Source organism: Ferdinandcohnia sp. SAFN-114 (assembly GCF_059415045.1).
This window is the reverse complement of sequence record NZ_JBPFDQ010000009.1, coordinates 41,028-63,438: the sequence shown is the minus strand read 5'-3', so window position 1 is coordinate 63,438 and position 22,411 is coordinate 41,028. Positions and strand designations below refer to the sequence as shown.

Genomic DNA, 22,411 nt, shown 5'->3' with positions numbered 1-22,411 from the left:
AGGATTTCCAACTATTTATAAATAGTACATACTATTTTTTAACAAAAAACAAGATAATACTACTTGTAGAGTAGAAAAAAGGTAAGCCATCTTTTTTTTGGCTTACCCTTGATATAGTATTAGATACTTGCAATTTTTTCTTTTACTTGTATATGACCGGATTTTTCAACCTTCGTAGCTAAATATTTTTTATTGTATTCAGAAACATCTCCCCAAAGTGGGACATGAGTATCTGATAATAGTCCGTATTCTTGTAATGCAGCTAGTTTTTTCGGATTGTTCGTGATTAAGGTAACTGGCTTCGAACGTAACTCAGTAAGCACGCGAATGGCATCTTCATAGTTGCGACTATCATCGTTAAAGCCTAATGCAAGGTTTGCTTCAACTGTGTCTAACCCTTCTTGCTGGAGAATATACGCTAAGGATTTTGAAAATAAGCCAATCCCTCTTCCCTCGTGATTAGCTAAGTAAAAGAGAGCCCCAGATCCATTTGAGACAATCATTCTCATGGATTCCCGTAATTGGAAACCACAATCACAACGCTTGCTTCCAAATATATCACCAGTATGGCAAATACTATGCATTCTAATTAGCGCATCATGTTCTGAGTCAAAATCACCATATACAAGAACAGATGATTGCTGCATTTCTGCTAAATTAGTTGTAGGGAGAGCATCTAGTACTTCCTCTTTACTCATTCCACTCTCCATTTTTAGCCATGTATACCATTTAAAAGTTACCACTTGATCATCTAATTGAACGGGTAATGTTACAGGTCCAACTAAGCAAATATCCTGTTCCCCTTGTTTATGGATCATGCTCATTTTATTTAATAGAAGGTCTTTCACCTTTTCTGAAACCATAAGAATTCTCCCTTTCTAATGTTACCACTTGTAAAATTTATTCTACTCTATGTTTTGAAAGTATAGAATTATTAAAAAGGGAGGTCAAGAAATATACACTTTATATCCTTATAGAATAGTCCCTCATTTAGTAAGTTTTACAGTTTGTCAGCATGATATCCAAGCTTTTTCAATAGCACCATCATTTCTTCTTTTTCAGAATCAGACAGCACCCCAACAATTTCTTCAATAGCCTGTTCATGCTTTGGAAATATCGTATCCATAAATTGTTTACCTTCCTCTGTGATGGACGCCCATGTTACACGTCGATCCTTTGGACATGGTTTTCTTGAAATATAATTCTTTTTTTCTAATTTATCCACAACATATGTTATACTTCCGCTCGATAATAAGACCTTCTTACCAATATGTTGAATTGGTTGGTCCCCTTTATGATAGAGAAGTTCTAACACAGCAAACTCAGTTAGATTTAATCCGTATCCTTTTACATCCTCTTCTACCCGCTCATTTACAGATCGAAATGCTCTAGATAGTATGACAAAAAATTTCAAGGAGAGGTTAGGAACATTAACTGCTTCATTCGCTTCCATACGATCCACCCTTTTTTATTATCTCGAATTCAAGATAATTTTACTAAATTTATATGTTCTCTGTCAAGTTGAGTTCTGTTACTTTTTTCCCATTAACTCCTTGCGTCTTCCGTATATCGATACAGGACATCCCCACCGTGAAGGGCAATTCCTCTATAATGCTTAAAATCTTCCCGCTTAACCAACGTATTGCGGAACTCCAAAAATTGATCTTTCTTCACAAGGTATTCATTTAACTCTCCATCCCGGAGCTTATTTAAAATCTCATTAACAAATTCTTCATTCATATGTATACACCTCTTTTTAGATTATAATTGTTCAAAAAATAAGAAACAAGGCTAATACCCATTTATACCTCTATCTTACACACTATACATCCTTAGGCATAAGATATGGGGGAAATGTCTAGTAGGCATTATGACGAAATAGAAAATTAAAAAGCTCTCAAAAAATTGGAGATTATGTTTGCTGGCTTTTAACGTTGAATACAATAACGAGGTGGTTTTTTATGAAAAATTATCAAAACCCGTTTGGTTTTAATCCGAATATGAGTAACCAACAAGGCTTGGGATATGGACCTGGGCTAGGAGCTGGCTTCGGACCAGAAGGAATGCCTATGGGCATGAATATTCCACAAATGGGATACCCAGGAGCTGGCTTCCCACAAGAGGTTCAAGGTAGCTATCCTTCACCTACCCACCAACACATGATGAACGATGATTGTGGATGTGGTTCTGGTCCAGCCGAAGGCGAAGCTATGATGCCCGCAGCATTTAATCCATATGGTCCTGGAATGGCGCCAAATATGATGATGCCTCATGGACCTCATGGCCCTGGCTGCACTTGTGGACAACAACAAGGTCCAATGGGCGGACCTGGAATGATGGGAGGTTTTGATCCTCAAGGATCCAGTGTGGGACCGATGAGCGGTTTTGGTCCTCAAGGACCTGGTGTTGGACCCATGAGCGGTTTTGGTCCTCAAGGTCCTGGTGTTGGACCCATGAGCGGTTTTGGTCCTCAAGGTCCTGGGATGGCACCTGGTGAGATGGGTGGATTCGGACCTGGGGGACCGGGTAATCCTGGGATGATGTCTCCTCAAGGCCCTGGAATGGCACCAAATCTGATGATGCCTCATGGACCTCATGGCCCTGGCTGTACCTGCGGACAGCAGCAAGGTCCGATGGGTGGCCCTGGAATGATGGGCGGTTTTGGTAGATAGATTTACATTATTGGTGTCTCCTTTGAGGCACCTTTTCATATCATTTATGCCAAAACCCATTCATGAAACTTTTCAAACTGAGCATGTGCATCCTTAAGCCCAAGCTCGTAAAGGTTCGTTAATTTAACAGGATCCCTTTCAATCCTTCCCACCTCAAGTGGCTCTGACGGGCTAAATACAAAAACCCTACCCGCTTTTTCTTCTTTCTCTAAGTAAGCAATCGTCTCATTATAAAGCTGATAGCGTTTTTCAATTGCTTTAACCAAATTAGGATATTGTTTATAAGAACGCCTCACGACCCATGTCAAATTTGATTTCTTTTTCAAATAACCGCGATTGCGAGTCAAAATGACGACATTTTTCTGATTTCCATCCTGTTGAGCTTTTATCAATGGAATGGGATCCGTAATGCCTCCATCCAGTAATTTCTTACCATTAAATTCAATGATTGGCGCAACAAACGGCAAAGAACTGGATGCCCGAACGACCTTTAACATGTCATTCCCATAATCCTCTCTGTGAAAATAAATAGGTTTGCCTGTTTCACAATCGGTTGTACCCACGACGAATTCTTCTTTTGCTTGATAAAAAGATTCATAGTCAAAAGGGACATGCTTATTAGGAATTTCATCAAAAATAAAATCCATTCCAAACAGCTGCTTATGCTTCACAAAATTCCTGAATGATAAGTAGTTTGGGTGATTCACAAAGTCTATATTAACCGTACGATTTCTTCCCATTTGTCTTGATAGATAGGAAGCTGCCATACACGCCCCAGCAGATACGCCGACGACATATGGGAAATAGATGTTTTGTTCCATAAAATATTCAAGGATGCCTGCGGTATAAACACCACGCATGCCTCCACCTTCTAAGACCAATCCTGTATCGTTCATTATTCTCGCTCCCTTTAGACAGGCATATTAAATAATATAAAAAAAAATTTATAGATTGTCACATTTTTTACATAAATTTTAAATAAAATATTATGAAAACGCTTTACTATTTTACAAAAGTAAGGCAAAATATAAAAAAATGGATTTTTTGTAAGTAAAAGCATGACTTGCTTTTACTTGGAGATTAATAGAATTTCTATGGAGGTGACATTATGAAAATTGCAGAAATTGGGGATGTCATTGAGTTCAAAGAAGGACTAAAAGGCGTCGTTGAAAAAGTAAATGAAAACTCAGTTATCGTGGATTTAACATATATGGACAATTATAGAGATTTAGATTTAGAGAGTCGTACTGTTGTAAATCATAAAAACTATAAGATTGTCACAGCAATATAAAAGTAAGGGAGCCGACCATTTGTGTCGACTCCTTTTTTATTATGCACCTAACGATTTATCTTTCGTAAATTTCGGTTGAATCGATGTTAAGAATTTTGTTTTTGAGAGGGAGTATATAAGTAATGCAGTCCAGATACATAAAAATGTAACGAAATGCGCTTTTGTAAAATGTTCATGAAATAAAAATACTCCTAATACAAGGCTTATAGTTGGCGCGATATATTGCAAGATTCCAATCACAGACAACGGGATTCGATTTGCTCCTGCTGCAAACCATAGCAATGGCAATGCTGTCGCTACCCCAGCCCCTATTAATAATAATTGCACGTCAAATGTTGCACCAGTAAAGGATTCAACTCCACGGTTGTATAGAAATCCCAAATAGATAAGAGCAATCGGAGCAACCACCATTGTTTCCATCGCTAGCCCAATTAAGGAATCGAGTTTTGCAAGTTTCTTTGTTAATCCATAAAATCCAAAGCTTAATGCGAGTGTAATCGCAACCCATGGGAAACTTCCGTACTGTATAGTTAAAATGAGTACACCTAGACCCGCTAAAACAAATGAAACTCCTTGCCAAAACAAGAGACGTTCCTTAAGAACGATAATCCCCAATAGTACACTGACCAATGGGTTGATGTAATATCCTAAGCTAGCATCAATTATATGATCCGTATTAACAGCCCAAATATATGTCGCCCAGTTGACTGTAATAAGGATTGATGAAGCGATAATCCCAATTAGTTTGGTTTTATTTTTGGAAATCTCTTTGAGGGTCGTTACCAACTGGTTCGCTTTTTTAGAAATTAAGATGATTACTAGCACGAAGACGAGCGACCATACAATCCGGTGTGCTAAAATCTCGATTGCCGGGACATAGTCGATTAATTTCCAATAAAGAGGCAGAACTCCCCACGCAATATACGCAATTGTCGTATACAAGATTCCGATTTTATAATCCTTCATGTCATCTTGACCCATCATGATCCTTCTTTCCAATTCATTTTTTATCATTTGTTAATTATATTTCGGTTTCCGATATTTCACAATGAAAATGAATTGGAATTTTGAGGATATCTGACTGTATGTGGTCCACAAAACTTCTGAAGTAAACTCTGGAAGTATGTCACGGACCGCTTTTTAGGATGTTGATGGTACTCCAGTGCCTTTGGACTTATGTCATTTTCTATTTTTTAGGAAACCAATGATACTCCAAAGCTTTTTAACTCTCACTTTTGGGTATTTCAGGAAAAACTCTACTGTTATATCACGTATATGACACCACAATTGGAAATAACCGGAAAAACTATAGTGTTAAGACCCTTTTATGATATATGTTTTGGATAAATACGGAAAAACCATGCCGATAAACGTTCTTTATACCTTCACTTTTGTAAAGTCTAGGAAAAACCTCTCCATTAAACCCTATTTATACCACCACTTTTGTAAGACTATGGAAAAACACAACCTAAATTCCACTTTTATGGATCCCCTTCTGCGTAATACTGGATATCAAGTCACCTCTAGATACCCTCCGCCAAAAAACACACACCCAAAGCAGAGTGTGTGCGCCGTGCGTTTTCCTATTCTTTCGTATCCTTGCCAGCTTCTTCAGCCAGCTGTTCAAAGGATTTGACTTTTCCATGTGGGTTTTGTGATTGTTTTCTAACTGTCCACTGGCGTTCTTGTTGACGTTTTGATTGTGTCATGTAGAATCTCTCCTTCTTTCAGATCATCACCATTAGGATGAGTCACCGTCAGTTATTTATTCTAAAAAGTTTACGCTCATGTTAAAATGACAACGACATAATCTAAGTAAAGAGGAACGACAATATGCATAGAAACTTTTATCTTTTATTACTATTGGTACATATTTTATTGGCGACGAGTTTCTTGTCCACCATCCCTTTTTGGGTGATTTTCACCATATCCTTTTTCCTTTTATCAGCAGCAGCAATCCGTTTCGCCAATTTTGATAATAAATCTATATCAGCATCCAACCTAGCTATCGCTATCTTTTCAGGCATTATGATGTATGGCCTTTTCTCGATTGGAAAAATGGGATCCGCATTCCTCTTTCCAAACATGCTAGATGAGGTAGCTGATTTATATATGAAGATTCAGCCAGAGCTTTCCTGGCATTTTGTTGTACTCTTTCTCATCATTATTCCTGGTGAAGAAATCTTTTGGAGAGGCTATATACAGAAGAATATCGAGGCAAAGTTCGACAGCAAGCTAGTCGCAATCATCATCTCCTCTCTTCTTTATACGTCTGCCAATGTTTATACCTTTAATCCACTTTTCTTGCTTGCGACATTTGTAGGTGGGGTTGTTTGGGGAACATTATATATGTGGAAACGAAATATTTTTCTAACAATCCTTTCCCATCTAGTCTTCAATTTATTTTTACTTGTGCTTTTCCCACTATTTTAAATAAGGGGGCATGATTACATGAAGAAACGCAGAAAAAGGAGAGCGAAGGATGGTAAGTATACCTTCTCCGATCTCCTAGGTGATATTTTATTCGCATTGCCTGAGATTATTATTTTTCCATTTCGAATCATTTTTTACCTAATTAGAGGTCTCTTTAGGAATATATTTGATTTCTTTAATTAGGCCAAATTTATCGTTCTCGGTTTAACATTTTCAGGAATTCCTGCAACATATGGTTTATCTATTGTGGTTAGATTAAACTCCTCTTTTGCTCTTTCAAGTATATGATCTTTATTTAGTAATAAATCATATGCTGATAATGCCATCGTTTGCGCGGCAAAGTGCATTCCCTTGAATCCAATGAATGAACCAAATGAGGCTGTGGCCTGCCAAGTATGTAACTGTATACCGATAGGAGCACAAGTTGCCATAATTGAACCCACTGGTGTAATCCAACTAACATCACCGACATCTGTTGAACCAGTTAAAACTTTGCCCTTTGTCGATTTATCATTTTGTAAGTCTGACGCTAGGGACTCATTTGTAGAATTATGCGTCATTTTTATGATGTTAGAATCTACTGTCTTTAGCAATTCCTGAGCAAATTTCGCTTCTTCAACAGTATATGCCAAGGGTTCTGCTAGTTTCATATTTTCAAACATGAGGTCATTTAAAGCTTCATTTGGAAGTGTGTCATAAGCAAAAGCATCGATTTCTGAACAAACCTCTGTTTCTGTCATAAGTGCTGCTCCTTGAGCAATTTTCTCTACCCTTCTAAGGATATCTTCAACTTGTTCTTTTGTAGATGCCCGTAAATAATACCAAACACTAGCATGTTCAGGAACAATATTAGGAGCAAGTCCCCCGTTTGTAATGACATAATGTATTCGTGAACCGTCCAACACATGCTCTCTTAAAAAGTTAGTGCCGACATTCATCAATTCAACAGCATCTAGTGCACTTCTTCCAGCATGGGGTGAGGCGGCCGCATGGGCTGGGATGCCTTTAAAATGAAACTTAATGGATACAATTGCTTGCATACTCATATTTAATGTCATGTTAGATGTCCATGGATGCCAGGTTAACGCACAATCTAAATCGTCAAAGACGCCCTCTCTCGCCATGAACGTTTTTCCAGACAATACTTCTTCAGCTGGACAGCCATAATAACGAATAGTCCCATTGATATCATACTTATCCATAACTTCTTTTAATGCAATTACTGCTTCAACCCCTGCTGTTCCGAGTAAATTGTGACCGCAGCCGTGACCTGGTCCATCTAATATAACTGGTTCCTGAACTGTATTAACTGTTTGAGAAAGACCAGGCAAAGCGTCGTATTCCCCTAATATCCCTATTATTGGTTTACCTGAGCCATATTCCGCAACAAATGCAGAAGAAATTCCTCCTATCGGGGAATGAATTCGAAATCCTTCTTCTTTTAATTTAGACACTTGTAGATCACTTGCATAGTTTTCCTCATATGCAATTTGCGGATGTTCCCATATTTTTTTTGCCATTTCAGTAAAATCTGATTGGTTGTTTTTAATCCACTGTAAAATATTCTGTTTACTCATTTTTTAGTCCATTTACTAAATGGATTTTTCACCCCTTCTCAAAAATTCAATACAAGGTCGACAACAAGGCTTTAATTATTTTTCTCTTGTTTTTTTAACTTCTCTAAAAGTAAACAAACTACAACAGTTCCGAGTATGCAGACAAATGTTTGGAAGGCACGGGGAACAGGACCTAAATTAACAAATAAACCAAATGCAATCCCAACTACACCAAATAATGGCTTCTTTATAGCAAACTGAGCAATGACTCCTCCAAAAATAGCCGGAAGGACAAAGTTTAGGCTATTTAAGACTGATTCAGGCAAGATTGTTAAAATGTATGAACCACTTAGTATTGCTAAAATAAGAATGATAGCATTCACGATTGAAGCAGTCGCAATTGCCAATGAGGCAGTAATTTCTCCCTTTTTAGTTCCTGGTTCTGCATCAACAACACGTTGAGCAACCGAAGCACATGGAAGACACATGTTTCCGATATTACCTGTAAGAAAGGCAAGATATGTACCAGAAACCCCCAAAACAGGATAATAGCTAATCGGCTCCAGCACCCAAACAAACATGATAATAGCTGCATAAGCAGTAAAACCTGAAATGATAGTTGACCAGCCTGGATGGTAACCAAGAACATATGATAGATATAGAGGCACAATTAATGTTAATGCAATGATTCCCCAAATTGTTAAGCGTCCCCAAAAATGAGACTTTAATTGAAAGGTTTCAAAGTCAATTGATGATGCAGACACTGGCACTGCTTCGTTTATAGATAGATTATTTTCCTCTCTAGTAACTGGCATATAGCTCTCCTACTTTCTTTTTTAAGATATCAAGTAACCAGCAAACATACCCACAATAATAACCAGACCTAATGACCATTCTTTTATCCACCTCAACTGGGTTTTATCTCCGATCCAAATAATGATGGGCATAACAATAAAGGCAACAATAAATACGACGAATTCACTAATACCTTTTACCATTTCTCCCCCACCAAGGTAGCTAAAAGCCCCAATCATTGCAGCAACTGATACTGTGCTTAACATCGTTACATTTTTAGGATTAGCTTCTGCTTTTTTCTGTATTTTCCCTAGAGATTTAGTAAATAGAGCAACGAATAATAACCAGCCCATACCACCAAGACACATCACCCATACTGCATTTGTAAAGGCTTGTAACGTATAACCTTGAGAACCTAAATCAACCCCAGCTGCTTTAGACCCTATACTTGCACCAACTGTTTCTATTGCTGCCGATCCAATAATAGAGATTCGCATCAATGTAACGGGGCTTCCAATTAAAGAAATCATTGAAATAGCGACAACGATGATTGCTAATGATGGTCCAAGGGAACTAATCGCGCCAGCCCTTATTGCAGACTTAACATCTGTAGGTGTCATACCAACGGATTGGCTTGTTTTTGATGCAAGCCGAATAAAGATGATAGCTTGAAAGATTACGATACCAACTACCAGTGTAGCCAAAATCCAAAGTGGTAAGCTATTTGCCGTTTGTAACACTTTTTCCAAAATAATCTTCCTCCTTTTTCGAATTACTTTTAATTACAACCTTTAACCTCTAAAGAAAGCGCATTCAATATTTAATGGTTGAAAATTCTATATTTTCTAATTCTTATAGTAATTTATTAAAATACAGATTACAATGTAATAAATTACATTAATAAACCGGCAGATATGGAACTTTCTACATTTTCTTATTCTAGGAGGTTAGTAATGACAACAATTCAACAAATTTCATCTTATCTTGATAAAATTTTTAATGGAGCTTCCTATGAAATCTTGATACAAAAAGCACACGATACTTCGTTCAACCTTATATATAAAAAAGGGAATCTAAAAAAAGAGAATATTAATCCACAAACAAGTAATGGAGAATGCAAATACAAAATCATGATAAATAAAGGGTACTTATATGTTTTATTTTCTTACGTGAACAAGCATCAAGTGCTTCTTCGCTCTAATAGTAAAACTTGTCCCTTTGATGAAAGAGATTTGGAATATTTATATGTATGCTTCGAACTGCTAGATGCTAAAAGCCAAGTCCAAGCTAAAGGTGCAGAACTAGAGATGTTAATAGAGGGAATACGTTCTGTTTCTTCTTCTCTTGTCCTTGATGACCTATTAGAGAGGATTACAAAAAATGCATTATCAGTAATACCAGTTGCAAATGCAGGTTATCTACAACTCTATGACTATGATCAAGAAAAAATTATCACAAAGACAAGTGTTGGATTTGAACCGATCATCAGAAAGCTTAAAATGGAGGTCGGAGAATCGATTACGGGTGTAGTTTTTAAGGAAGGAAAACCGTTAATTTATCATTCTAAAGAACAGATTTATAAAGTAATGAGTGAGAATTCTATTTCAGAGAGAAATCTACATATAATCAAGTCTTCGTATAAAGAAAAAGAAATTCAAGCAATTGTTAGTGTACCTATATCTATTGGGGAAAAGCGTATTGGAGTCATGACGATTCACCAATTTAATAAGGTAGGAAAATTTACTGATGATGACGTGCGACTTTTACAAGGCTTTGCATCCCAGGCTGCAATCGCAATTCAAAATGCACGTCTTTATACAGAGGTAAAGCAACAATTAAATGAGCTCGCAAAAAGAAACGAAGTCCACGACAGACTTATTAAGATTTCTATACAAAACAAAGGTTTAAAGTCCATTATTAGAGAACTAGGAAAAATGATAAATGGTCCGTTTTCCTTCTACGACTATTTAGAAAACGATTGGTACCATAATCAAGAGAAAGAAAAAATTTATTTTAGCGTGGATGAAATTACTACTATTTTTAAAAATAGAAGAAATGCTGTTTTCGTGGAATTGCGTAAGCCTGAAGAGGGAAAATTTTATCTTTACCCGATTCTAAATGGTACTATTTTTCTTGGATGCTTTATTTACCCCTACTCTAATACATTATCAATCATTGATCGAATTATTATCGAACAGGGTGGCTCTTTACTCGCACTTGAACTTGTAAAGAAACACACACTAGAAGAAATCTATTATAAGAAATTCCATGAATTTTTTAATGAATTGATTCAAAGCAAGGAGCCAGAAGTCTTACTTGAGAAAAGAAAAGAGTTTAACATAAATCCTTCTCATTTGTTTTATGTGGTCTTAATTGAACTTGTTAATTATAAAGATTTATATAAGCTTGGTGCTGATATTCATAGTATTATCTCATTGATAAAAAAGAATATCCAAGACGTGCAACTCATCTACGGATTTCATAATAAAATCATTTTACTTGTTTCAGTTGCACACAATTCAGGATCTGACGACACGATAAAGGGATTAAAAACAATTATTACTAACTGGAAAACTATTAATGATTCGTTTTTGTGTGTGGGTATTGGTTCTGAAAATCAGGGAGTATATCACATAGGAAAGAGTTATGAGGAAGCAAAGAAGGCAGTTGCCTATCTAGTTAATAAAAAAGAATCTGGTATGATCGCATATGAAAGCATTGGGGTTAATCGCTTGTTTATTAATCAGGATACCAATGAGATTCAGGAATTCATAAATACCTTTTTCCAGCCTTTAAATACAGCAAAATCAAAGAAAAATGATTTAGAACAAACATTGTTAACATATGTAAAGTTAAATAAGTCTATGAATGAAACTTCGAAAAAACTTCACGTTCATATTAATACACTATACCAGCGTCTTAAAAAAATTGAAGACATGCTGAATTTGAGTTTTAATGACCCTAAAGAATTTCTTGAAATACAGCTGGCCTGTCACCTTAAAGAAACATTCGCTTATTCTAAGGATGTACATTAGTTATTTAAGTAGTTACCGTTAATCACTCTAAAAAAGTAAATAAAGAGGTTGATTATACCTCTTTATTTTTCCTCTTATATAGTTTCATTTATCCAGGTTTTGATTATTCCCTCGGTTAGCGCTTCATCGGTCTTGCCAACAGTACTAATAAAATCAAACTCATGTACCCAAACAATGGATATAAGAAAGAAATCAAGGAGCCATAACCTAATTGACTTATCAAATAGGCTATTGATAGAATCCCAAACACAATTGAAATTGATGAAAGCTTCAAGACATTTTTCAATTGGCGCTCAAGACCAAATAGGTTTCCGATCACAGACGTAAAGATTTCTCCATAAATCACCAGGATGTACAACCAATAAAACGCAGCCATGACGTTTTTCATTACTTCAGCCATCGGGATTTCAAAACTTTCTACATTTGGTAGTGCGGATAATGATATATGGCTCGTAAATAAAATAAGACATAACGCACCACCACCGATAAAACCGCCCCATCTTAATGTATGTTCATGGTTAATTTCTTTTGCAAGCGGAACTAATACCGGCATTGCCATAGTCAAATTAAAAGCGGAATATAAAAACGGAGAAATCAGCCATTTAGCGCTATGCGACTCGATTTCTGGCCGACTCAATAGACCCGTTGCATCATTTGCTATGACCTCTATTGCTAAAACAAGACTAAAGAATATCATAATTGGAACAACAAACATGTTCACACCAAATAACCCTTTAACTCCATAAGTCAAAACAAAGATTGAAAGCCCACCCGTTAACAGGATTCCAAGCTGATAAGATATTCCCAATTGTTCATGAAAAACCGCTCCTGCACCAGAAAGCATAACGGAAGTTACTCCTATTAGGACAAGAAGCATAAGTGCATTCACCATTAACCCAATTTTTTTTCCAAATAAATATTCATTAAATTCCTTATATGAATTTGCTTGAATTCGGTTTGCGATAATCATTATTCGTGTTCCTAACCATATAAATAAGAAGCCGCTGATGCAGATTCCAACCAAGCCATATACACCGTGCTGGGTAAAAAATTCGACAATTTCTCTACCTGTTGCAAAGCCTGCTCCTACGATTGTTCCTACATATACAGCACCAATCTGGAATGCTGCTCCCCAATTCCCTCGCACAAATAGCCACCTCATTGTTTTATCTGTATTACTTGATATATATGTACAAGTTCTATAAATAAGACGAGCTATTATTTTGGAACAAGCGGAAAAAATTGCTAGGCCTTTTCACTTGAAAGTCAAAAATGGTCAAAGTATAATGTAGACAGAAGGTCAAAGATGGTCAAACACTACGAATCATCATGCATGACCGATTTCATTTATCCTATTAGTCAAAGATAGTCAAAAATTCAAGGAGGTATTTGTTTATGATTTGTCAAGCATGTAATCAAAATGAAGCTACTGTTCAATTACATCTACAACTTAACCACGAAAAGAGACAAATTCAACTTTGCAGTGAGTGTTATGCGAAGGAGAAGAACAACATGAAAATACCTTCAGGATTGAACGGTTTCCCTAATTTCACATTTGATGACCTATTTAAAGGCAATGCCTTCGGTCAACAAAATGGAATCAACCAACAACAAACACAAACAAAACACGGTGGAAATGGCGGAGGTCTTCTCGATCAATTTGGACGGAACCTTACTCAAATGGCGAAAGCTGGACTAATTGACCCAGTAATTGGCCGTGATGAGGAAATCCAACGTGTCATTGAAATTCTAAACCGTCGTAATAAAAACAACCCCGTTCTAATTGGGGAGCCGGGTGTAGGTAAAACTGCTATTGCAGAAGGATTAGCCCTACTTATTGCTGAAGGAAAAGCACCTAACAAGCTTTCAAATAAACAGGTTTACTTACTAGATGTCGCTTCATTAGTTGCCAACACGGGAATCCGTGGTCAATTTGAAGAACGAATGAAGCAATTAATTGCGGAGCTTCAAAAACGTAAAAATATTATTCTATTTATTGATGAGATTCACCTTTTAGTTGGTGCAGGATCTGCAGAAGGATCAATGGATGCAGGAAATATTTTAAAACCAGCTCTTGCACGTGGTGAGCTTCAAGTGGTCGGTGCCACAACTCTAAAAGAATATCGAGAAATTGAAAAAGACGCTGCACTCGAGCGCCGCTTCCAACCTGTTACTGTGGAGGAACCATCGATTGATGAAGCAATTCAGATTCTTGAAGGAATAAAAGGGAAGTATGAAGATTTCCATGGTGTAAAATATTCAGACGAAGCAATCCTTGCATGTGTGACATTATCACACCGCTATATTCAGGATCGATTTTTACCAGACAAAGCTATTGACTTACTTGATGAAGCAGGGTCAAAAATGAACCTTGTATCAGGTGGAACAAATCCAAAAAATATTGAAGAAGAGCTTTCAAAAATTGCAGCGGAAAAAGAAAAAGCTGCTGGAGAAGAAAATTATGAATTAGCAGCAAAACTAAGACATCAAGAAATTCTGCTTGAAAAACAATTAAATAATCCAGAAAACAATGAAAAGCATGTAATTGATGTCGAAAACATTCAACAAATTATTGAAAAGAAAACCGGTATTCCTGTTGGTAAGCTACAAGAAAATGAACAACAAAAGATGAAGCAACTTGCAGAGAATCTTGCCAAAAAAGTAATTGGTCAAAATGAAGCAGTATCAAAGGTTGCGAAAGCAGTACGTCGCAGTCGTGCTGGTTTGAAGGCTAAAAATCGCCCTATTGGTTCCTTCCTCTTCGTTGGACCAACGGGGGTAGGTAAAACAGAATTAACGAAGACACTTGCTGAGGAGCTCTTCGGCTCAAAGGATGCGATGATTAGACTCGATATGAGTGAGTATATGGAGAAACACTCAGTGTCTAAAATCATCGGTTCACCTCCTGGATATGTCGGCCATGAGGAAGCTGGACAACTAACCGAAAAAGTACGTCGTAATCCTTATAGCATCATCCTTTTAGACGAAATTGAAAAGGCACATCCAGATGTTCAACATATGTTCCTACAAATATTAGAGGATGGTCGTTTAACAGATAGCCAAGGCCGTACTGTAAGTTTCAAAGAGACAGTCATTATCATGACAAGTAATGCCGGAGTTGGCGCTCCTAAGAAAATTACGGTCGGCTTTGAAAAGGCTGAAACAGATGCCTACAAGGAATCATCAATCCTTGAGTCACTTGGTTCCTTCTTCAAGCCTGAGTTCTTAAACAGATTTGATGCAATCATCGAATTCAAACAGCTTGAAAAAGAGCATCTGTTAAAAATTGTCGACTTAATGTTACATGATCTTGAAGCAACTCTTAAAGAACAAGAAGTAACTATGTCTGTTGACGACGAAGCGAAACAAAAATTAGCTGAGCTTGGTTACCACCCAGCATTTGGTGCACGTCCATTACGCCGTGTTATCCAAGAACAGCTTGAAGACCAAATTACTGATATTCTGTTAGAAAATGAGGAGCAAACAAGCTTGAATGTAACAGTTGAAAAAAATAAAATTGTTGTAAAATAATTTCCCATAAAAAATGCAGAGCCCAAAAAGCTCTGCATTTTTTATATCGATTTTGTCTCCAAGTCGGTGACTTTAACAGGTGTCTTTCGATTTGAGAACAGACTGTGCAGCACCATTCCTCCAGCAATCATGAGGAGACCAACAAAGGAATACATCGTTGGCATTGGTGCACTTAATAAAAGGACCTCACCAAATATGACAAAAATAATCTGAGTAGCTTGGGTTGCTTCTACAGCAGCAAGTTTACTTTGATCATGTTTAACAAGCTCTGTCGCAAAAAAGAAAAGCACTGTTGCGATAATCCCAGAGGAAATCCCTACAATAAAGGACTGAAACACCTGGTCCTTACTTGGAAGTCCAACTGTAGCACCCCCGATTCCAGCAATGACAAGCCAAAATGGGGTCGATGCCAGTGTCATTCCAAGCACGCGTTGAAACGTATCAAAGTTATTTTTACAATGCTCCATCATTTTTCTGTTACCTAATGGATACGCAAAAGCTGCCACCACAACTGGAAGAATACCCACGAGAAACATCTCTATCCCAATGCCTTCGACAGCTGCCTGAAGCTGGATCAAGATAATCCCAATAAAAATGAAACTAGAAAAAATAAGGCCTTTAACAGGGATTTTTTCACGAACCCTTTGCTTCCCATTCTTTGTTTCTATTGTTTTATAGAAAAACGGCACAACGAGTAATCCAGCAATAATCACAAATTGCCAAGTTCCTGCAACCAACCAACCTGGACCTGATGCAGCTGCAAATGTAAGGGGTGCATAAAACAATCCAAACCCAATCGTGCTCCATAATATCCATGTAACAGGATTTGTTTTTAGCTCATGTAGTAGTTCCTTCAAATTTCCTCTAATGAGCACAATCCCAATTAAAAATGGCACCATAAAAAAATAGCGCAATGAAGTGCCCCACAGCCAACTACCACCTGAAAGTTCCATCGATCGATTTAGAATAAAAGTAACTGCAAAAAATAGTGATGAAACAATTCCAATGAGTATTGCTTTCATTCATTTACTCCTTCCTACACCTTAAAACAATAAACATCTTCGTCCACAAACCCCTTTATGATTTCACCTGTTTTCGTAAATCCGGCTTCTGTATAAATATGGATTGCAGCTTTGTTAGTTGGAATAACTGACAAGTAAATCTCATCACAATAGGGCAATGTCCTTATCATCTCCGCAATAATTTCCTTTACTGCCGCTGTACCATAGCCTTTTCCTTGAAATTTATAATCAATCATTATCCTACATAGTTCAAACCGATTTCGTTCATTATCTAATCCGAACATCGTAAATCCAATTAATTGTGTCCCTTCATAAATTGCCTTTGTTACCCAATCTGGTTGGACTTTTGCCTGGGCAAGTGAAAATACATTTGAAGCAACCCATTTTTCAAATAAAGCAAACTCTTTATCCTCAGATTTCAATTGAATGACATCCAGTAAATTTTCCATCGTGACATCACGTAAAATGATTTTTTTCAATTACCCTCCCCCACTTTACAATTGGTTTGACACTCAATTGATGCGAATATTCTAATAGTTCATTTTATCATAAAGACTTGCTCTGCTTTCACATTAAATCCTTCTTTTTCTAATAATTCCCGTAAAATATTATTCGACATTGAAATATTGGCTGCAGTTCTTACCACAGGTTGACTAGTTATTTTGTAAACCATACATAGTAGATTTCTAATAATGTCCTCTTTCAATAGATGCGAAGGCTCGGCCTCACATTGAAATAGAATGATAGATTGAAGTCTACCTTCCTCATTAAATAGCCTTTTAAAGATTGCATAACCGACGACATTCTTGTTCTCATCTAAGGCTAGTATTGATTCTCCATCACGTGCATTGTTCCACTGCGTCTGCCACGGCACAAGTGCTTTATAAAACGGCGCTTGTATGGCGTCAATTGGAATCCCTTTTTTATAAGTGGAACAGTGATTATCTGATAAAAATGCATCCTTTGACAATTCACCTGTATGTTGGAGGTGAACTAACTCATCTACAATTTTATAACCGACCTTTTCGTATAAGGCTGTTTTCGTAAACTTTGTTGTTTTTAGAACTAAAAAACTTGTGTTATACTAAAATATAGAATAATATACAGAAAATAGTAATGGGGTGGTCAATTTTATGTTGTTTTTCTTGTTATTTGTAATACCATTATTAGGCGTTTTATTGTTTATAACTTTCATTTCATTTTTAAAGAATTTAAAAAGTGGCACAAGCACTCACAACCAAACTATTTTAGGTGCAGTATTTACGTTTATTTTCCTATTTGCTCTAATGTATGGAGTATTGGCGGCAGGGGCAGGGGCTGTATGACAATTAGAAATCACTTAAAAGACAAACCACCCAAAACGGTTTGTTTTTTATATTGCTCTCAAGAAATCAACAGTTATTTTATTGGATTTTTGGCAAGCTGAAATAAGCATTTTCTCTACTTGTTTTTCAAATGTTAAATTCTTGCCTAATTGAAGCCAACGGAACCAGTAAAGGTAGTTATCCAAATATTTAGTTGCCACTCCTTGAAAGCGGTCCATCCAATCTTTTAAACGATGGTGGAAGTTATTAACGTGTTGTATATGAAATATCCCCTTCTTTACACGTTGTTTTCGTCTTTCGTTTATTGTTTCGTGTTGTAAGCCTTTAATTTTGGCAAACCTCTTGTAATTCGTAGCAGTATCTGTGCATAACAAAGCTGACGGTTCGATATAATCGCCAATCACCAGGTCTATTTCTTCAGCCTTAACCCGCCCTGTTCCAGCTTTTCTTGCCACTACATTTCCGTTACGGTCTTGGGCTACAACTACTGCAATTTTGAGGTTTGAAATTCCTGGTTTTGGGTCTTTACCGCCACGTTCTTTTGGTTCTCTATGTGTGATTTTACGTTTTCCTTTCATAGACTCTTTAAAGAATGTTTCATCACTCTCAACAATTCCTTTGAGCTGGTCAAACCCAAGACTGCCTATTGCTTTCAATATTTTATGTCTCCAATAAAATGCAGTAGAAATATGAATTTCTAATCGTTCAGCGATTTTTGGTAAGGTATATCCTTCAACCATCATTTCAATATATTCCACCCATTTTCTAGGGTAGCGTGAGCCTGAGAATGGTGTATTGGTCATATCGTTGAACGACTTCCCACAATCATTACATAGATAGCGTTGTCTTGAACGATATTTGCCATTACGTTTAACTGATGTACTTCCACAATGGACACAGCCTAAACCAGATGCAAAACGTGCTTCTCTAATAGATTTCAATAGCCCTGTGATTTTATCAGGTTCATTAGGAAATAAATCTTGTTTCATAGCATTATACAATTTTAATTGTTCCTCTTTTGATAGTTCGCTGAAGTCTTCATAGATGTCTAACCACATAGTAGAACGCCTCCTGAAACCGTATTATATCAACCTTTTATTAATATGGTCAAGAAAGCAACAATCTATACGAAAACAGCCTCGTATAAAGAGATAGCTTTCACATTTTCTTTCACAGCCTCGAGCGTAGCAACTTCTACACCTTCCACTTCATAGATTGCTAGCACAGCCTCAATCAGCTTTTTGCCGACGCCCTTACCTCTGTATTCAGGGTCAACACCTGTTCCACCATTCCAAGAAACCTTCTTACCGTTAATAAGGCGAATGCCGTTTAATATAATTCCTACTGGTCGCTCATCATCATATGCAATCACAGATAGTCTTGGAGAAAGCCCTTCCAAAATTAATCGTCTTGTAAAAAAATCGACTGTTGTCGTCATATCAAAATAGTATCCTTCAAATCCTTTATTCCATGCAACTACTGCATCCTCAAGTGTACATTGGGACAAGCGCTTTATTGTGATCATGATTTTTTCGCCTCTTCCTTAAAAAGTAATTTAGTCGATTTATTTAACCATATTTTTGCTTAGGCTACAAGTAATTTTTGGAAGTGTGTCATCTACCTCTTTACTAATTCATATACATTAATGAGGTGGAAAACATGTCCATTATTCCAAGAATTTTCTTAATCATGTCCTTTTTCTTATTATTTATTAATGGTTCAGCATTAGGATTTATTTTGTATAATGAGAGGTTTAATACTTTATTTGGGAATGGCTTTTTTATCTTTACTTGTCTAGTGGGGGCTGTATTTGCGTCGATTGCTGAGGAACCAGGTTCGACAAAGAGGTTTTATTGTAGATATTGTTTCTATGGAAACTTACTTGTTATTGTTTTCCCGCTCTATTTTCATTGGGTAGCGGACTCCGTCTTCCCAGTATTAATCGAAACAATTCTTTAACAAAAAAGTGCCACAATGGATGTGACACTTTTTTGTGATTATGCATCTTGGTCGGTTAAGATTAGAGGACCATCTTGTGTAATTGCAAGTGTATGTTCGTATTGTGCGGAAAGACTGCCATCAATTGTACGCGCCGTCCATCCATTTTTATCCATGGTTGTTTGCCATTTTCCGACGTTTACCATTGGTTCTATTGTAAAAACCATTCCTTCTTTTAAGCGCAATCCTTTGTTTGGAAGACCATAGTGTAACACTTGTGGCTCCTCATGCATCGTTGGTCCGATTCCATGTCCGATAAAGTCACGAACAACTGAAAATCCTTCACCTTCCGTATAAGACTGAATAGCGTGACCAATGTCCCCAAGACGGTTGCCGATTACCGCTTGTTCAATTCCCTTGTACATTGCCGTCTTAGTAACATCGAGTAGCTTAGATGCCTTTGGTGAAATTTCACCAACCCCATAAGACCATGCAGAGTCTGCGAGTGCGCCCCCAAGGTTAACAACCATATCAATTGTAACTATATCACCATTCATCAATGGTTTCTTTCTAGGAAACCCATGACAAATTTCATCGTTAATTGATGCACATGTTGCATATTTGTAGCCCTTGTAGCCTTTTTGTTCAGGCGTGGCACCATTTTTCTTAATAAAGTCCTCAGCAAAGCTGTCGATCTCAAGGCTTGTGATTCCAGGCTGAATCATTTTAGCAATTTCCTTATGACAAGCAGCTAGAATTTGGCCCGCTTCACGCATTAATTCAATTTCTCTTTTTGTCTTTAAATGAATCATGAAAACACCCTCAATTTCAGTTTGATGTTTTTATTATATCCTTAATTCATACCTTTTGCATAACATACAACTTAATTTGAAAAATTTGAAAAAATAGCACAGAAAAGACTGTGGAATTTTCCACAGTCCCCCTGTCTTTTATAATGTTTTGTCGTCTACACTATTTAGCCACGCTTCAATTTCACCAACAACAGATTCTACAGTTCCCTCTTCGAATGGGGAAAGTAGGTTTGCAACCTTGACTAATTCAGTGAAAGGCTTGCTTCCTCCTTGTCTACATAGGTGAAGATAATCCGCCCACGCTGCTTCATGATTTTCTCTAGATTTTTTCCAGAATTGGAATGCACAAATTTGAGCTAATGTATAATCAATATAATAAAAGGCAGTTGTGTAAATATGTCCTTGACGCTGCCAAAAGCCACCTTCTTCTAAGTATTGATTACCATCATAATCACGTAGTGGCATATACTTTTTCTCAATTTCTCTCCAAGCATTATTGCGTTCAGCAGGTGTTAATTCAGGATTTTCATAAACAATATGTTGGAATTCGTCTACTGCTACACCATAAGGTAAGAATAATAACGCCTCACTTAAATGAGAAAACTTGTATTTTTCTGTATCTTCTTTGAAGAATAATTCCATCCATGGCCATGTGAAGAATTCCATGCTCATTGAATGAATTTCTGCAGCCTCATATGTTGGCCAGTTGTATTCAGGAACCTCGTAATGTCTACTTGAGTATACCTGGAACGCGTGTCCAGCCTCATGTGTAAGTACATCAATATCCCCTGATGTTCCATTGAAGTTTGAGAAAATATACGGAGCTTGATAATCGCTAATGTACGTACAGTAACCGCCACTAGCTTTCCCTTTCTTGGCAACAAGGTCCATTAAATTCGTATCAATCATATAATTGAAGAATTCTTTTGTTTCTTCAGAAAGTTCCTCATACATTTTCTTTCCATTTTCAATAATCCATTCAGGGTCACCCTTTGGAACTGCATTTCCGGATTTAAAGCTGAATGACTCGTCATAATATTTTAAGCTGTCAATTCCAATACGCGCTGCTTGACGCTCACGAAGCTTAACAGCTAGCGGAACAATATGTTCTTTCACTTGTTTTCTGAAGTTAGCAACCATTTCCGCATCGTAATCTGTTCTTGATAATCTCACATAGGCTAACTCTACAAAGTTATTAAATCCTAGCTTTTGTGCAATTCGTGTGCGTACCTTTACTAGCTGATCATATATCTCATCGAATTTCTCTTGGTGCTCTTGGTAAAATGAAAATCGCACTTCATTCGCTTTTTTACGCATAGTTCTGTCTTTAGATTCAGCAAATGGCTGTAACTGTGCTAATGTACGTTCTTCTCCCTCAAACATAATTTTTGCTGAAGCTACAAGTTTCGTATACTCGGAAGAAAGCTTGTTTTCTAACTGTAGATCCTCCACAACTTCTGGAGAGAATGTTTTTATTTGTGTTTCTGCAAAATCAAATAGCTGTTTACCCCATTTGTTTTCTAATTCGGTACGGAATTTAGAATTAACAAGAGCTTCATAGTATTTCGTTGTTAAACCTTGAACTAATGGCTGTATTTCATCAAGATAATCTTGCTCATTTTTGTAGAATTCATCATTTGTATCAACCGTATGCCTGATATAGCAAATGTTAAAAGCTGTATCAACTGTTCGTTGAATGGCAATGATTTCTTTCATCGCTTCATCTTGTCGGGCAGGATTTGCCGCATTTTTAAATTTTTCAAGCGCTACATTAAATGATTGCTCTACATCGTCCATGTTCGGGCGGACATACTTAAAGTCATTAAAATTCATAGAAGGTTCCCCTTTTCGCTTAAGAGATTCGTATATATGTATACTCTTACATTGTAAACCACTCCTACATATATTTACCACTCCGAAATATTCGATATTAAATGATAAGTTTCGCTAAATAATCTAGTAAGTTTGTCGATAAAAATAGTAGAATGTTAGAATACACGA

At 36.9% G+C, this 22,411-nt stretch carries 25 protein-coding genes; 8 read left to right on the top strand and 17 right to left on the bottom strand.

Annotation, left to right across the window (positions count from 1 at the left end):
• Window positions 1–119: 119 nt before the first annotated feature.
• The 3 genes from ACR65M_RS04700 to ykzS all read right to left on the bottom strand — a co-directional run bounded on the left by ACR65M_RS04700 (window position 120) and on the right by ykzS (window position 1,740).
• The gene (locus ACR65M_RS04700) at window positions 120–863 is read right to left on the bottom strand and encodes a GTP cyclohydrolase II (protein WP_440272686.1); all 744 of its coding nucleotides are present in this window, start codon (window positions 861–863) and stop codon (window positions 120–122) included.
• Between the two features lie 137 nt (window positions 864–1,000).
• On the bottom strand, window positions 1,001–1,453 hold the full coding sequence (locus ACR65M_RS04695) for a MarR family winged helix-turn-helix transcriptional regulator (RefSeq protein WP_099364562.1): 453 nt from the start codon (window positions 1,451–1,453) through the stop codon (window positions 1,001–1,003).
• A 92-nt stretch (window positions 1,454–1,545) separates the two neighbouring features.
• Window positions 1,546–1,740 (bottom strand): protein YkzS, encoded by a 195-nt coding sequence (gene ykzS, locus ACR65M_RS04690; protein WP_121445261.1) that lies wholly within the window; start codon window positions 1,738–1,740, stop codon window positions 1,546–1,548.
• A 221-nt stretch (window positions 1,741–1,961) separates the two neighbouring features.
• On the opposite strand from ykzS, the gene ACR65M_RS04685 reads away from it, so the two are divergent.
• Window positions 1,962–2,672 (top strand): hypothetical protein, encoded by a 711-nt coding sequence (locus ACR65M_RS04685; protein ID WP_440272685.1) that lies wholly within the window; start codon window positions 1,962–1,964, stop codon window positions 2,670–2,672.
• A 44-nt stretch (window positions 2,673–2,716) separates the two neighbouring features.
• On the opposite strand, the gene ACR65M_RS04680 is transcribed toward ACR65M_RS04685, so the two are convergent.
• Window positions 2,717–3,571, bottom strand: coding sequence for a patatin-like phospholipase family protein (locus ACR65M_RS04680; protein WP_440272695.1), 855 nt, complete (start codon window positions 3,569–3,571; stop codon window positions 2,717–2,719).
• 209 nt (window positions 3,572–3,780) lie between these two features.
• Between ACR65M_RS04680 and ACR65M_RS04675 the strand changes: the two genes are divergently transcribed.
• Entirely contained in the window at window positions 3,781–3,963 is a 183-nt protein-coding gene (locus tag ACR65M_RS04675) for a YkvS family protein (protein ID WP_099353856.1), read from the top strand.
• A gap of 39 nt (window positions 3,964–4,002) precedes the next feature.
• Here the strand turns inward: ACR65M_RS04675 and rarD are convergent, their stop codons facing one another.
• Both rarD and ACR65M_RS04665 read right to left on the bottom strand, forming a co-directional pair.
• The gene (rarD, locus tag ACR65M_RS04670) at window positions 4,003–4,944 is read right to left on the bottom strand and encodes an EamA family transporter RarD (RefSeq protein WP_341332218.1); all 942 of its coding nucleotides are present in this window, start codon (window positions 4,942–4,944) and stop codon (window positions 4,003–4,005) included.
• Between the two features lie 602 nt (window positions 4,945–5,546).
• Window positions 5,547–5,672, bottom strand: a complete 126-nt coding sequence (locus tag ACR65M_RS04665; protein ID WP_010283238.1) for a DUF6254 family protein — start codon at window positions 5,670–5,672, stop codon at window positions 5,547–5,549.
• A 124-nt stretch (window positions 5,673–5,796) separates the two neighbouring features.
• On the opposite strand from ACR65M_RS04665, the gene ACR65M_RS04660 reads away from it, so the two are divergent.
• Complete coding sequence (locus ACR65M_RS04660; protein ID WP_121445281.1) at window positions 5,797–6,396, top strand: CPBP family intramembrane glutamic endopeptidase; 600 nt, start codon at window positions 5,797–5,799, stop codon at window positions 6,394–6,396.
• A gap of 18 nt (window positions 6,397–6,414) precedes the next feature.
• Window positions 6,415–6,579, top strand: a complete 165-nt coding sequence (locus tag ACR65M_RS04655; RefSeq protein ID WP_165918087.1) for a hypothetical protein — start codon at window positions 6,415–6,417, stop codon at window positions 6,577–6,579.
• On the opposite strand, the gene ACR65M_RS04650 is transcribed toward ACR65M_RS04655, so the two are convergent.
• From ACR65M_RS04650 to ACR65M_RS04640, 3 genes are all read right to left on the bottom strand, one after another.
• Window positions 6,576–7,973 (bottom strand): amidohydrolase, encoded by a 1,398-nt coding sequence (locus ACR65M_RS04650; RefSeq protein WP_440272684.1) that lies wholly within the window; start codon window positions 7,971–7,973, stop codon window positions 6,576–6,578. The genes ACR65M_RS04655 and ACR65M_RS04650 overlap by 4 nt on opposite strands.
• 71 nt (window positions 7,974–8,044) lie before the next feature.
• On the bottom strand, window positions 8,045–8,767 hold the full coding sequence (locus ACR65M_RS04645) for a small-conductance mechanosensitive channel (protein WP_121445283.1): 723 nt from the start codon (window positions 8,765–8,767) through the stop codon (window positions 8,045–8,047).
• Window positions 8,768–8,788: 21 nt separating this feature from the next.
• A complete protein-coding gene (locus tag ACR65M_RS04640) occupies window positions 8,789–9,487 on the bottom strand; it encodes a DUF5058 family protein (RefSeq protein ID WP_341333557.1) in 699 nt (232 codons plus the stop codon).
• Window positions 9,488–9,700: 213 nt separating this feature from the next.
• Here ACR65M_RS04640 and ACR65M_RS04635 point away from each other — a divergent pair, with 213 nt between their 5' ends.
• Window positions 9,701–11,782, top strand: coding sequence for a helix-turn-helix domain-containing protein (locus ACR65M_RS04635; RefSeq protein ID WP_440272683.1), 2,082 nt, complete (start codon window positions 9,701–9,703; stop codon window positions 11,780–11,782).
• Window positions 11,783–11,897: 115 nt separating this feature from the next.
• Here the strand turns inward: ACR65M_RS04635 and ACR65M_RS04630 are convergent, their stop codons facing one another.
• Window positions 11,898–12,929, bottom strand: coding sequence for a YkvI family membrane protein (locus tag ACR65M_RS04630; protein WP_440272682.1), 1,032 nt, complete (start codon window positions 12,927–12,929; stop codon window positions 11,898–11,900).
• A gap of 248 nt (window positions 12,930–13,177) precedes the next feature.
• Here ACR65M_RS04630 and ACR65M_RS04625 point away from each other — a divergent pair, with 248 nt between their 5' ends.
• A complete protein-coding gene (locus ACR65M_RS04625) occupies window positions 13,178–15,313 on the top strand; it encodes an ATP-dependent Clp protease ATP-binding subunit (RefSeq protein WP_440272681.1) in 2,136 nt (711 codons plus the stop codon).
• Window positions 15,314–15,354: 41 nt separating this feature from the next.
• Here ACR65M_RS04625 and ACR65M_RS04620 read toward each other — a convergent pair whose 3' ends face one another.
• The 3 genes from ACR65M_RS04620 to ACR65M_RS04610 are packed head-to-tail and all read right to left on the bottom strand — an operon-like array spanning window position 15,355 to window position 17,305.
• Entirely contained in the window at window positions 15,355–16,335 is a 981-nt protein-coding gene (locus ACR65M_RS04620; protein ID WP_440272680.1) for a DMT family transporter, read from the bottom strand.
• A 14-nt stretch (window positions 16,336–16,349) separates the two neighbouring features.
• On the bottom strand, window positions 16,350–16,814 hold the full coding sequence (locus ACR65M_RS04615; protein WP_121445289.1) for a GNAT family N-acetyltransferase: 465 nt from the start codon (window positions 16,812–16,814) through the stop codon (window positions 16,350–16,352).
• Window positions 16,815–16,873: 59 nt separating this feature from the next.
• Window positions 16,874–17,305 carry a hypothetical protein gene (locus ACR65M_RS04610; RefSeq protein ID WP_440272679.1) on the bottom strand — a complete coding sequence of 144 codons (432 nt, stop codon included), beginning with the start codon at window positions 17,303–17,305 and terminating at the stop codon, window positions 16,874–16,876.
• A gap of 163 nt (window positions 17,306–17,468) precedes the next feature.
• Between ACR65M_RS04610 and ACR65M_RS04605 the strand changes: the two genes are divergently transcribed.
• Window positions 17,469–17,660: a hypothetical protein gene (locus ACR65M_RS04605; RefSeq protein ID WP_421515044.1), complete on the top strand. Its 192-nt coding sequence runs from the start codon at window positions 17,469–17,471 to the stop codon at window positions 17,658–17,660.
• 47 nt (window positions 17,661–17,707) lie between these two features.
• Here the strand turns inward: ACR65M_RS04605 and ACR65M_RS04600 are convergent, their stop codons facing one another.
• Together ACR65M_RS04600 and ACR65M_RS04595 are read right to left on the bottom strand one after the other, a co-directional pair.
• Complete coding sequence (locus ACR65M_RS04600; RefSeq protein ID WP_421515043.1) at window positions 17,708–18,718, bottom strand: IS1595 family transposase; 1,011 nt, start codon at window positions 18,716–18,718, stop codon at window positions 17,708–17,710.
• A gap of 65 nt (window positions 18,719–18,783) precedes the next feature.
• Window positions 18,784–19,185: a GNAT family N-acetyltransferase gene (locus ACR65M_RS04595; protein WP_440272678.1), complete on the bottom strand. Its 402-nt coding sequence runs from the start codon at window positions 19,183–19,185 to the stop codon at window positions 18,784–18,786.
• A 134-nt stretch (window positions 19,186–19,319) separates the two neighbouring features.
• Between ACR65M_RS04595 and ACR65M_RS04590 the strand changes: the two genes are divergently transcribed.
• Window positions 19,320–19,619, top strand: a complete 300-nt coding sequence (locus ACR65M_RS04590; protein ID WP_341332227.1) for a hypothetical protein — start codon at window positions 19,320–19,322, stop codon at window positions 19,617–19,619.
• A gap of 38 nt (window positions 19,620–19,657) precedes the next feature.
• On the opposite strand, the gene map is transcribed toward ACR65M_RS04590, so the two are convergent.
• Together map and ACR65M_RS04580 are read right to left on the bottom strand one after the other, a co-directional pair.
• The gene (map, locus tag ACR65M_RS04585) at window positions 19,658–20,410 is read right to left on the bottom strand and encodes a type I methionyl aminopeptidase (RefSeq protein ID WP_341332228.1); all 753 of its coding nucleotides are present in this window, start codon (window positions 20,408–20,410) and stop codon (window positions 19,658–19,660) included.
• 138 nt (window positions 20,411–20,548) lie between these two features.
• Entirely contained in the window at window positions 20,549–22,243 is a 1,695-nt protein-coding gene (locus ACR65M_RS04580; protein WP_440272677.1) for a M3 family oligoendopeptidase, read from the bottom strand.
• Between the last annotated feature and the right edge of the window lie 168 nt (window positions 22,244–22,411).

Coding starts and splice junctions, on each gene's coding strand:
- ACR65M_RS04650 (WP_440272684.1), bottom strand. CDS start 7,973: ATGAGTAAACAGAATATTTTACAGTGGATTAAAAACAACCAATCAGAT.
- ACR65M_RS04660 (WP_121445281.1), top strand. CDS start 5,797: ATGCATAGAAACTTTTATCTTTTATTACTATTGGTACATATTTTATTG.
- rarD (WP_341332218.1), bottom strand. CDS start 4,944: ATGGGTCAAGATGACATGAAGGATTATAAAATCGGAATCTTGTATACG.
- ACR65M_RS04625 (WP_440272681.1), top strand. CDS start 13,178: ATGATTTGTCAAGCATGTAATCAAAATGAAGCTACTGTTCAATTACAT.
- ACR65M_RS04700 (WP_440272686.1), bottom strand. CDS start 863: ATGGTTTCAGAAAAGGTGAAAGACCTTCTATTAAATAAAATGAGCATG.
- ACR65M_RS04685 (WP_440272685.1), top strand. CDS start 1,962: ATGAAAAATTATCAAAACCCGTTTGGTTTTAATCCGAATATGAGTAAC.
- ACR65M_RS04620 (WP_440272680.1), bottom strand. CDS start 16,335: ATGAAAGCAATACTCATTGGAATTGTTTCATCACTATTTTTTGCAGTT.
- ACR65M_RS04580 (WP_440272677.1), bottom strand. CDS start 22,243: ATGAATTTTAATGACTTTAAGTATGTCCGCCCGAACATGGACGATGTA.
- ACR65M_RS04665 (WP_010283238.1), bottom strand. CDS start 5,672: ATGACACAATCAAAACGTCAACAAGAACGCCAGTGGACAGTTAGAAAA.
- ACR65M_RS04595 (WP_440272678.1), bottom strand. CDS start 19,185: ATGATCACAATAAAGCGCTTGTCCCAATGTACACTTGAGGATGCAGTA.
- ACR65M_RS04645 (WP_121445283.1), bottom strand. CDS start 8,767: ATGCCAGTTACTAGAGAGGAAAATAATCTATCTATAAACGAAGCAGTG.
- ACR65M_RS04655 (WP_165918087.1), top strand. CDS start 6,415: ATGAAGAAACGCAGAAAAAGGAGAGCGAAGGATGGTAAGTATACCTTC.
- map (WP_341332228.1), bottom strand. CDS start 20,410: ATGATTCATTTAAAGACAAAAAGAGAAATTGAATTAATGCGTGAAGCG.
- ACR65M_RS04695 (WP_099364562.1), bottom strand. CDS start 1,453: ATGGAAGCGAATGAAGCAGTTAATGTTCCTAACCTCTCCTTGAAATTT.
- ACR65M_RS04635 (WP_440272683.1), top strand. CDS start 9,701: ATGACAACAATTCAACAAATTTCATCTTATCTTGATAAAATTTTTAAT.
- ACR65M_RS04675 (WP_099353856.1), top strand. CDS start 3,781: ATGAAAATTGCAGAAATTGGGGATGTCATTGAGTTCAAAGAAGGACTA.
- ACR65M_RS04590 (WP_341332227.1), top strand. CDS start 19,320: ATGTCCATTATTCCAAGAATTTTCTTAATCATGTCCTTTTTCTTATTA.
- ACR65M_RS04600 (WP_421515043.1), bottom strand. CDS start 18,718: ATGTGGTTAGACATCTATGAAGACTTCAGCGAACTATCAAAAGAGGAA.
- ACR65M_RS04605 (WP_421515044.1), top strand. CDS start 17,469: ATGTTGTTTTTCTTGTTATTTGTAATACCATTATTAGGCGTTTTATTG.
- ykzS (WP_121445261.1), bottom strand. CDS start 1,740: ATGAATGAAGAATTTGTTAATGAGATTTTAAATAAGCTCCGGGATGGA.